We start from the raw sequence: 367 nt of genomic DNA on the forward strand, positions 1-367 counted from the left end.
GCCGCGCCAGCGTGGCGGCGCTGCCGCTGCTGCGGCGCGCGGCGCTGGTGACGCTGGCCGTGATCAACCCGGCCGCGGTATCCACCGTGCACGGCCCGCAGGCGGGGGCCGACCTGGCGGCGTATCTGGCGCGCCACGGCGTCCCGCTCGAGGTGGTGGTGCGCGAGACCGACACCGACGCCGGCGACGCCTTGCTCGGGCTGGCGGCGGAACGCGGCGCCGATCTGCTGGTGATGGGCTGCTACGGCCACACCCGCTGGCGCGAACTGCTGCTGGGCGGCGCCACGCGCGCGGTGCTGCGGCGCGCCACGCTGCCGCTGCTGATGGCGCACTAGGCGGGCGGAGCCGACCGTGCCCGCGCCGCCGG

At 78.5% G+C, this 367-nt stretch carries 1 protein-coding gene; it reads left to right on the forward strand.

The window, feature by feature from the left end:
• A partial coding sequence (locus GTP55_RS29295; RefSeq protein ID WP_161048267.1) for a universal stress protein occupies positions 1-335 on the forward strand: 335 nt, incomplete at its 5' end.
• Positions 336-367 lie beyond the last annotated feature (32 nt).

Source organism: Duganella margarita, from assembly GCF_009857535.1.
Classification (GTDB): domain Bacteria; phylum Pseudomonadota; class Gammaproteobacteria; order Burkholderiales; family Burkholderiaceae_D; genus Rugamonas; species Rugamonas margarita.